The sequence below is a fragment of the Victivallis sp. genome (assembly GCF_048170485.1).
Taxonomy (GTDB): domain Bacteria; phylum Verrucomicrobiota; class Lentisphaeria; order Victivallales; family Victivallaceae; genus Victivallis.
Genome location: NZ_DBEXAY010000138.1, coordinates 1 through 9,581 on the forward strand (window position 1 = coordinate 1; position 9,581 = coordinate 9,581).

7 protein-coding genes are annotated in these 9,581 nt (G+C 60.5%); 1 reads left to right on the forward strand and 6 read right to left on the reverse strand.

Annotation, left to right across the window (positions count from 1 at the left end; translation table 11 throughout):
• The 6 genes from ACMLHG_RS07365 to ACMLHG_RS07390 all read right to left on the reverse strand — a co-directional run.
• Positions 1-1,310 (reverse strand): FGGY-family carbohydrate kinase (locus tag ACMLHG_RS07365; protein ID WP_417170078.1); only part of this gene is annotated, 1,310 nt, incomplete at its 3' end.
• Positions 1,307-2,290, reverse strand: coding sequence for a class II fructose-bisphosphate aldolase (locus ACMLHG_RS07370; protein WP_295812667.1), 984 nt, complete (start codon positions 2,288-2,290; stop codon positions 1,307-1,309). The genes ACMLHG_RS07370 and ACMLHG_RS07365, both read right to left, overlap by 4 nt.
• A 3-nt stretch (positions 2,291-2,293) precedes the next feature.
• Positions 2,294-3,712 (reverse strand): L-fucose/L-arabinose isomerase family protein, encoded by a 1,419-nt coding sequence (locus tag ACMLHG_RS07375; RefSeq protein ID WP_417170079.1) that lies wholly within the window; start codon positions 3,710-3,712, stop codon positions 2,294-2,296.
• 160 nt (positions 3,713-3,872) lie between these two features.
• Positions 3,873-4,631, reverse strand: coding sequence for a glycyl-radical enzyme activating protein (locus ACMLHG_RS07380; protein ID WP_417170080.1), 759 nt, complete (start codon positions 4,629-4,631; stop codon positions 3,873-3,875).
• Between the two features lie 10 nt (positions 4,632-4,641).
• On the reverse strand, positions 4,642-6,804 hold the full coding sequence (locus ACMLHG_RS07385; RefSeq protein ID WP_417170081.1) for a pyruvate formate lyase family protein: 2,163 nt from the start codon (positions 6,802-6,804) through the stop codon (positions 4,642-4,644).
• A 4-nt stretch (positions 6,805-6,808) separates the two neighbouring features.
• A complete protein-coding gene (locus ACMLHG_RS07390) occupies positions 6,809-8,005 on the reverse strand; it encodes an AGE family epimerase/isomerase (protein ID WP_417170082.1) in 1,197 nt (398 codons plus the stop codon).
• Positions 8,006-8,198: 193 nt separating this feature from the next.
• Between ACMLHG_RS07390 and ACMLHG_RS07395 the strand changes: the two genes are divergently transcribed.
• Positions 8,199-9,215 carry a LacI family DNA-binding transcriptional regulator gene (locus ACMLHG_RS07395; RefSeq protein ID WP_417170083.1) on the forward strand — a complete coding sequence of 339 codons (1,017 nt, stop codon included), beginning with the start codon at positions 8,199-8,201 and terminating at the stop codon, positions 9,213-9,215.
• The last annotated feature ends 366 nt before the right edge of the window (positions 9,216-9,581 follow it).

Genomic DNA, 9,581 nt, shown 5'->3' on the forward strand with positions numbered 1-9,581 from the left:
CAGCCGAGTGTGCCGCACTCCTCCGCCGCCGCACTCCGCACCGGCACCCCCCGAAGGTCGGCCGTCAGCTGCAGCCAGAGCGCAGATTCCCCGCCGCCGCCTGTCACCCGGACCTCCTCCACCCGGCGTCCATGCCGCGCCAGCTCCTCCAGCGCGTCGCGGAAGTAGAGCGTGATCCCCTCAAGCGCCCCCTTGAGCAGCGATGCGCGCGTCTGGCTGAACTCCAGATCACAGAAGGTTCCGTGCCCCCCCGCGAAATAGTCCAGCGGTCCGGTTCCGGCAAAGAAGGGCAGGACGCAGGCGGTATCCTCCTCCTCCGGATCAATCTCGCCGAACATCGCATCGTACACCCCCTCCTCCGGCAGATCCCGGTAGAACTCGCGCCGCATCCAGTGAATCAGCGCTCCCCCAGAGGCGTGGTAGAGAAAACTGACAAACCGTCCCTCCTCCGGTCCCTCCTCGATGTTGAGTTTCAACGCCCGGTACGGCGAACCCGCTCCCGGCTCAGCGTGAACCAGCACCAGGCAGGCGAAGGTGCCCAGCCCGAGCATCGCGCCGTTCTCACGGTACGCACCGGCGCCGAGCGTGGCCGCGCACTGGTCGTGAGTGCCGGCCACAACCACCGTTTCCGGAGAGAGATTCAGCTCACGCGCGAGCTCCGGCCGGACCCGCCCGAGCGGCACGCCCGAACGGACAGGCGGCGGCAGTTTTCCGGATTCGATCCCGGAGGCGGCGGCGATGACGGAACTCCACTCGCCGGTTCCGGAATCATACCACAGCGTCCGTCCGGCCAGCGACCGGTTGAATCCCGCCCGCCCGCACAGTTGAAAACCGACCAGATCCGCCCACGGCAGAAAGAAGGCGGTATTACGCCAGAGTTCCGGCTGCGCCTCGCGCAGCCACAGCAAATTAGTCAGGGTGAAACCCGGCGCGGGCAGCAGACCGGTGATCCGATAGAGCACATCCGGCGAAATCCGCCTCATCAGATGCTCCAGAAAGCGGTCGCCCCGCGCATCCAGTCCGGTCACCGAATCCCCGAGAATGCGTCCCGCACCGTCGAACGGCACGACCGCCTCCCCCATCGACGCGGTGCAGAGCGCCCGGACCGGATCCTCCCCCGCCGCCGCGGCCGCTTCCGCGATCACTTCGCGAATCTTCCGCCAGACCTCCTCCGACGGCAGCACCACGCCGCCCGCCGCGTCACGGCGCAGTTCGTACCGGCGGCGGGCGCAGCGGATCATCACACCGTCGGTGCGGAACAGCGAGGCCTTGCAGCAGCTCGTGCCGATGTCGATTCCCAGCAGACTCATGACCGGCTCCGGGCGAAGTTGGCGTAATTGAGCGTCTCAAGCACTTCGAGCATCATCTCCGACGCCTTGTCGATGGAGTCGTAGAGATACTGCTTCGATTCGATCGCCTCAAACTCGTTGCCGCAGATGTTTTCGGCGTGTTCGAAGAGCCGGAACGCGGCGAACTTGCCCGCCTCGCGGGCGATCTTCGTCCACATGTTGACCCGCACCACGCCATCTCCGGCCAGATTTTCCATCTGGGAGCGGTTCAGCGACGAGGTCCCGTGCAGCACCAGCATCGGCCGCCCCAGCGCCGCGGTCAACGCCCGCGCCCGCCCGCGCAGATAGCGGACGTTGCCGCTGGTGGCGGACTGCTGTTCCGTTCCGAGATCGGCGACCAGAAAATCGATGCCGGTCTCCCGGACATACTCCGCCGCCAGTGCCGGATACGCATCCTCCGCCGTATCGCCGCGCCCCTCGTGCATGGCGGAAACGGTAAGCTCCTCCATGATCCCTTCGACCAGCAGCTCCCTGCCGTAGCGCTTTACGTAGTTGCGCGTCATCGCGATGTTTTCGTCTCGCGGATAAACCTGCGCGTCGAACATCGCAGAAGCGAGATATTTCGTCCCCTCGGTCAGCGCCCAGAGATCCCGCGACGGATCGGCATGATCGAGGTGCGGCAGCACCTGCACCCGGCCGTAGGGAGCATCCTTCGCTCCGCAGAGCAGCGCCAGATGCTCCATGATGCTGAGAAATCCGAGTTTCGCATCCCCGGCGCGGGTCACCCGCTGCGCCTGCGGCATGTACGGATAGTTGAAGGTCATCGCCACCGAAAGCGGAATCGATTCGATCTCATATTTGCGGCAGAACTTCTCCGCCGCGAGCAGAATCGCCTCGGTATTCCAGTGGCTGGCAGTACAGAAGATCGGCATCGACGCGCCGTGTTCCACGACCGAATCGAGCACCTTCCGCGCGGCGCGGCGTTCCGTGACCAGCGGCATGGCTCACCTCCGCATCCGGGATTCGATCGTCGCAAGATCCGGCGTGGCCGGATCGAACGCCACACTGAGATAGCGGCAGGCTTCGGCGAACACCGTCGCACAGCTCCCGTACGCTCCGGCGATGTGATGGATGTAGGGACCTCGGACCAGCTTCTCCTCCCAGAGCGGCCAGTCCTCCACTTCGACATAGCCGTAGGTTCCCTGGTTGAACGGTCCGTCGATCATCCGCCCCTCGCCGCAGAAGAGCGAATACTCCCCGCCGATGCCGTCGAAGCGGATCAGGCTCACATCACCGCCGCGCAGCTTCCACGAACAGACGCCGGGGGCGTGACTCGGCAGCACGAAATGACGATCCACCCGCCGCTCTCCGGCAGCCAGCTCCGGGGGGAACGGTCCACAGTGCCAGAGAAGTTCGGCGTTGTCGTTTTCCGGATGGCGGATCGTCAGGTCGGCGAGAAAGGTCGGCTGCGGCGTCAGCGTCGCACTCTGCAGCAGGAGAGAGCTGATCGCACCGTGAATGTCCGCCTCGCAGGCCAGCGGAAACCCTTCTCCCGCCAGCACTGCATTGACGAAACAGCTGCAGATGCCCATCTCCTCCTGCAGCGAGTCCCAGCATTGGATGGCCGCAGCGGCCAATTCCTCCTCGTTGCGCCACGCGTCGATCGCGAGCTTCAATGCGGCAAGCTGCTCGACCGTACCGTCGGCGCAGGCGGAGAAATCGGCGATTCCACGGAAACGCTCCGCCTCCGCCCTCCAGGCACCGCGCGGATCGGCCAGCAGCTTCTTCGCCGAACGGACCAGCGCGGAAAGGTCCAGCGGAATCGTCTGAATTCCAAACCGTTCCAGCAGCTCGCTCTCGTTGACGATCACCGAATAGAAATCACGCGGGCGGGTGCCGATCTGCCCGATCCGCGCCCCCCGGAACTGTTTCACCACATTCGCCGCAGCCAGAAAGTTGAGAAATCCACGTTCAAATACCGGGTCGTCCAGCGAGGAGTTGACGATATAGGTGAACGGAACGCCGAACCGCCGCAACACCTTCCCGGTGGCGAAAAGTCCGCACTGCGTGTCGCGCAGCCGGCTGCCGTCCGCCTCCGGAGCAGCGTCGCGCGGCCCCCACAGGAGAAGTGGACGACCGATCTCGCGGGCCGCCAGCGCCACAGCACCTTCGCTGCCGAAGTTGCAGTGCGGCGCGAACACCGCATCAACCTCCGCCGTCCGGAAGCGCCGCGCCGCCTCCAGCGCTTCGCGCTCGGTAATCAGCAGCGCCTCCTCGTTCAAGTTCTCCAGACCGACGATTTCAATCTCCGGTGCGAGCCGGCGGATCTTCTCCGCAATCAACGCCTTCTCCCGGTTCGACTCCTCCTTCGAAAAGAACACCCGCCGCGTCGGCAGAAATCCGAGTTTGAATTTTTCCCGCATCGTCCAATCCTCCATCGTTAATGGTTGGCACGTCACACCTGTCCTGTTAAACGAGTTAGATAAATCATCTCAAAAAAACTCTCGGTATAATCCCCCTTTCTTTTAAAACGTTCCATCTCAGGCTACTTGCTAATTATCGTGCGAATAAATAGTTGCTTTTTCAAGAAACAACGACCCGTTTCCGTGTCCTCGATGCGACGGTTTTGCGCCACGCATTCACACTTTCCGGCGGTGGGAAATTTCTGCATTTCAACGTACCGCACCGTCCCAGTCGTTCCGCTTTCTCCATGCCGAGCGGATGATAGGGTTCCAGCGTGACCTCCTCCACGCCAGAGAGACGCTCCGCCCAGCCGGCGATCGCGGCCAGATGTTCCGGCGAATCGTTGACGCCGGGCACCAGCGGACAACGGAGAAAAATCACAGCTCCCGCCTCATTCAGCCGGCAGAGATTTTCCAGAATCAGTTCGTTCTCCACCCCGGTCAGCTCCCGGTGGCGTATCGAATCGGCCGCTTTGAAGTCGTAGAGGAAAAGATCGATCAGCCCCAGAATTTCCCGGTACTCCTCCCACGGGGCGAAGCCGCAGGTGTCGAGCGCGGTCGAGATCTTCTCCGCCTTCGCCGCCGCCAGCAGTTCCCGGAGGAAGGGGAACTGCATCATCGGTTCGCCACCGGTCAGCGTAATTCCGCCGCCGGAGGCGCGGTAGAAGATGCGGTCAACCAGAATCTCCTCCATCAGCGCTTCGACGGAGGTTTCCCGCCCGATCACACCATCCCCGTCCGGCTCCGGCTCCGGAAGCCACGACTCCGGATTGTGACACCAGATGCACCGCAGCGGACACCCTTTGAAGAACACCGAGGTACGGATTCCCGGACCATCCTTGACCGAACCGCGTTTGACGTCGAACACCACGCCTCTCATGCGCGCCTCGTCATACCGCCTCACGGATCAGCCGGTCCACCACCAGCTGCCGGAACTCCCTCGAAAGCGAGGTGAAGTAGGCGCTGAATCCGGTGACCCGTACGATCAGGTCCGGATAAAGTTCCGGATTCGCATGCGCCGCCAGAATCTTCTCCGCATCGACGATATTGATGTTGATCAACGTTCCGCCGAGCTCGAAATGCGCCTCCATCAGCGCCATCAGATTCTCAACCGCCCGGTCGGTCTTCGCATAACCGATATCCAGCTCCAGCTGCCACGGTGCGGTATTGCCGTACCCCGGCTGCACCGAAGCGATCGCCCGCGCCATCGCGGTCAGCGCGTGGTCCTTGCGGAATCCGGGATTCGGATTGGCCCCGTGTGAAATCGGCGTATGCGCCCGGCGGCCGTTCGGCGTTGCGCCGACACTCTTGCCGAATCGGACGGTGTCCGCCCAGGAGAACCAGCCGGGTATCATCCGGTACCCCGCCGGAGTGCGCTTCCCGGCCACCTCCTGATCGAGGATCTCCGTGAGCCGCACCGCCCAGAAATCGCCGCGCCCCCCTCCCCGTCCGAACCGGTCGCCGGAAAGCAGTTTTTTCCGGAGCATCTCTCCGCCCGGCAGCTGAAAATCGGCCCGCAGCTGTTCCGCCAATTCGCTCCAGGAGACACTCTTCTCCTGCTCGACGAATTGTTCGATCGCGGCGAACGAGTCCGCAACCACCGCCAACCCGGCGCCGTCGAGAGCCATGTTGTAAAACTCCGCGCCGCCGTGAGAGACGTCAAGCCCCTTCTCCAGCGGCCCGTGCGAGAGCAGATTCAGCAGCAGTTCCGGTTCGTTCCGGTACTGGTGCGCCAGATGGAAGTCGATCCCTTTCATCACCGTTTCAACGGCGAGATGAAAATGGCGGATGTAGCACGCCTCCAGCTTCTTCAACGAAGGAGCCGCCTCTTCCGCCGTCTCCTGAAACGCCACTTCGAACACTTTGGCGATGTTGATCTTCACCACATCGTTGAGCGTGTATTCCAACCCGGGCAGACTCATCCAGTTGCAGCCGGTGGCAATCCGTTTGCGGGCGAGCGCGGCACTGTAGCCGTTCTTCATAAAGCCCGCCACCAGCGCCTTGTCGCCGGAGAAGCGCGGATAGCCAAGTTTGTTCTCCAGTAGGATCTCCACTCCGCGTCGGAACAGCCGCCGGTCCATGCCGTCGTGTACCCGGATGGTCAGATTACAGGAACTCTTCAGTTTCGCAGCCGCCTCCAGAATCAGGAACGACAACGGAGAAGCCATATCGCGTCCGTCTTCCCCGGGTCCACCGAGCTGGTAGTAGTGGGGATCATTCAGCAGCAGACAGAAAAGGTAGAACTCCGCATCCTCGTCATCGATCCGCCCGGCGGCGAGATCGCGTTCATAATAGGGCCGGAGCAGTTCGTCGAGCTGACCGCCCGCGCCGTCACGGTTGTAGGTGCGGCTCGCCATGTTGAACAAGGCGAGCCACTGGCACGCCTCGCGCAGCGTCTCCGGCGGTGCGGAGATCAGCCGGAAACAGACCTGCGCCATCTCGATGAGATTTTGCTTCCGCTCCCGATCGTACTCCGTCAACGCCCGGTCGCGGGCGGCAAGCGCCAGATGGCGGACCCAGCACTGAATCCCCTCGATCGCATCAATCTCCGCCTCAAAGAGCTCCTTCGCAACCGGATCGTGACCGAACTTCTCCAACGCGGTACGCGCTTTGTCGAGCAATCCGCCCCAGCCGAATGAGAGTCCGATTTCGTAATCCGGTGCGAAATGGGCGTCTTTGCCGATACCGCTGGTGATGTCGTACTTCTCCTGCAACGGTACCAGATCGGAGTAGTCGAACGCGAAATTCGAACGGTAAAGTTTGTATCCGAGCCGCATCCGCGAAAGCATGAACATCCAGCGTCCGGCAAGTGCGTCATCCGGGTCGATATAAACCGGATGGTTCTCCATCAGGTACCGGAAGTTCTTCCCCCACGCATATGCCCCGGCAAACGAACCGTTTTCATCCCGGACCGGCAGCTCGGGGACAAATCCTTCCGGCGGCAGGACGAGGCCGTAATCATCCTCATCCCGTGCGCCAAGTACGGCAAGTTTTTCCCTGGTCTGCTGGATCTTGCGCTCGACGAGGCGCGCCATCCGTTGCTGGTATCTCATGATTCTACTCCGCCTTCTTTTTCATCTCTTCCATGAGGTTGATGAGATTGAAGAGCATGCGCGGATGGTGGAACATCCCCGCCCAGCGCGTCCCCTTCATCGTCGAGGAGAGCGTGCCGTCACGGCGGAGATATTTGAAGATCTCGCCGTACTCGTGATCCGGGAAGTGCGAGTAGAAGTAAGTTTCGATTCTTTTGAACCACTCCAGATACCTCTCTTCTCCGGTCAGCGAATAGGCCAGCAGCGTCGCGTAGATCGCCTCGTTCTGCGGCCACCAGAGTTTGAGTTCATGCTCGTACTGATCCGGTTCGTGCCCCTCGGCCTCGTCGACGTTGCGGAAGTAGATGATCCCGCCGTACTCTTTATCCCAGCCCCACTCCAACGCCCAGTCCAGCGCCTGGAGCCCCTGCTTCATCAGCTCCGGATCGTGCTGGAACTTCGCCTCCTCCAGCGTGAACCAGCTGGTCTCGATGCTGTGCCCCGGATTGATCGTCCGCCCCTCCGGAGTCTCCAGGAAGGAGCCGTCGGCGTTGACGATCTCCAGCAGCGCCTTCTTCTCGTAATTCATGAAGGTGTCGTACACCTCTTTGAAACAGGTTTCGATGGTGCGGTCGTAGAGCGAGGTGTCGCCGCCGAGTTTCCGCATCAGGATGCTGGTGCAGCTGATGATCATCGGAATGTTGTGCGCCTTGACCTTGCGCGCCGGATAGAACTTCGACGGCAAAAGCTCCGGGTTGTAATAGTACATCATGATGGTCTTGTAGAGCTTCTCCGCCTTCTGCTTCCACTGCTCCTCTCCGGTGGCGAGAAAGAGCTGGATGTACGCCATCACCGTATAATGTTCGGTCACCACATAACGCCGTTTGCGTACCGGACGGCCGTCATCGGTCACTTCATAATAGGTCCGGCCGTCGCGGTCGTCAAAACAGTACTTTTCGATGAATTCGATGCCGTTCAACGCCAGCGCCAGCCATTCCGGGCGTTTCTCGATTTCGGTATAGGCGCGGGCGTACAGCAGCACCTGCCGTCCAAGCTGGCGTACGTTCTTGTCGGTGTGCAGCACCTTGCCGTCTCGCCCGAGATAGTTGTAGAATCCCCCGTGCACCCGGTCCGGCGAATGGGTCTGCCAGAACGGAATGACGTTGTTGACCAGTTCGTCACGGTAGCGGTCGATGTACGATTGGAGTTCCTGTTTTCGCATCTCATTCACCTTTCGTTTGGACATGCTATTAATTGTCATCGGTATCAAATATAGTATATCCGTTTTCCGAAAATAATCAAGAGGGGAAAGAGAAAAAAACTCCGGATTTTCATCGAAAACCGGCGGCAAGGTTGCAAAGTTCTCCGGGAAGCGGTATACTATAGCGGAAAACAATCCGGAAACAGCAGAAACGATGGTAACGATCAAGGATGTTGCCGAGAGAGCGGGCGTACCGGTGCGGATGGCCGCGCGGGCACTCTCCGGCACGACCCTCGGCAAACGGCGGGACGCGCGCGAACGGGCGGAACGGATTCGGCAGGCGGCGAAGGAACTGGGGTACTGCCCCTCGGAGATCGCCGTCTCGCTGACCCGCGGCCGGACCAGGACTCTGGGACTGCTGCTGCCGAGCCTGACCGACATGTTCTACGCGGCAGCCTCTGAAATCGCGATGGATGAAGCGGCGAAACAGGGATATTCGATCCTCATCCGGCTCTCCCGGTTCCATCCGGAACTCGCAGCGGAGAGCATCGGGCGTTTTCGTTCCTCGCGGGTGGACGGCATCCTCTTCGGCGATGATTGCGGCGGGATTCCGGAGGAACTGCTGGAACTGCTCCGGCGGCAGAAGTTCCCCTTTCTCACCTTCGCCCACTCGAACAACGCGGGATTTTCCTCGGTGGCGCCGGATCACGCGGCGTCGATCCGCGCCGCGGTGGAGATGCTCGCCGGGAGGGGGCATTCCCGGATCGCCTTCGCGCACTTCCGGCGCAACTATCACAGCAATCAGATCGATGCGAAGCATTTCGAAGAGGCCTGTTCCGCCTGTGGCGTCGAAGCGGAACTCTGCTGGCAGGAGCGAATCAATGAATATGCCGAACTTGCCGCAAAACGGCACGACGCGCTGCTGATCAACGGCAAGTATTCCATGCGGGCGTTTCTGGACAGTGTTCTGCCAGATGCGGATTACCATCCCGATCTGGTTGGCGTCTACAACGAATGGACCTGGGCGCAGGCGGCTTCCGGACAATTACTGGGCACCTTGATGGATCAGGCGGAACTCACCGTCCGGACCGCCGTGCAGACCTTGATCGCCCAGATTGACACCCGCGAAGTCCGGCAGATTGCGATTCCCGCCCGTTTCCTGCCGAAAGAGGAGTTCTCCTCCCTCCACGTGCGCGACCTGACCAGCCAGTACCTCACATACAGTGTTTAGGCCATGCACGATTATTTCCCTGGGGCGTCCCGAACTTCTTCTTTTAGATTGCAGCAAGCAGTAGCAACGCGCAAGGGTTGTATATATCGGATCTTAAAAATATATTCAATCGAACCACTTAAAATTCCAGCTTATAGATAAGAAACAAAAATACTTGTAGAATCTATTCAAACGTACTATATTACCAGTATGGAACTTCGAGATGCAAGAAAAATCAATTCAAAACAGTGCCGTCCCATAATTCTTTGAAATCGTCATTCTAACCACCCTATTTGAGCCTGAGTTGATTGTTTTTTAAAATTACCCATTTCCGGTTTTTCCTTTTCGTTGAGTTGGATTATAGTTGTGCGAATCCTGGTAAATATG

Coding starts and splice junctions, on each gene's coding strand:
- ACMLHG_RS07375 (WP_417170079.1), bottom strand. CDS start 3,712: ATGCGGGAAAAATTCAAACTCGGATTTCTGCCGACGCGGCGGGTGTTC.
- ACMLHG_RS07390 (WP_417170082.1), bottom strand. CDS start 8,005: ATGCGAAAACAGGAACTCCAATCGTACATCGACCGCTACCGTGACGAA.
- ACMLHG_RS07395 (WP_417170083.1), top strand. CDS start 8,199: ATGGTAACGATCAAGGATGTTGCCGAGAGAGCGGGCGTACCGGTGCGG.
- ACMLHG_RS07385 (WP_417170081.1), bottom strand. CDS start 6,804: ATGAGATACCAGCAACGGATGGCGCGCCTCGTCGAGCGCAAGATCCAG.
- ACMLHG_RS07380 (WP_417170080.1), bottom strand. CDS start 4,631: ATGAGAGGCGTGGTGTTCGACGTCAAACGCGGTTCGGTCAAGGATGGT.
- ACMLHG_RS07370 (WP_295812667.1), bottom strand. CDS start 2,290: ATGCCGCTGGTCACGGAACGCCGCGCCGCGCGGAAGGTGCTCGATTCG.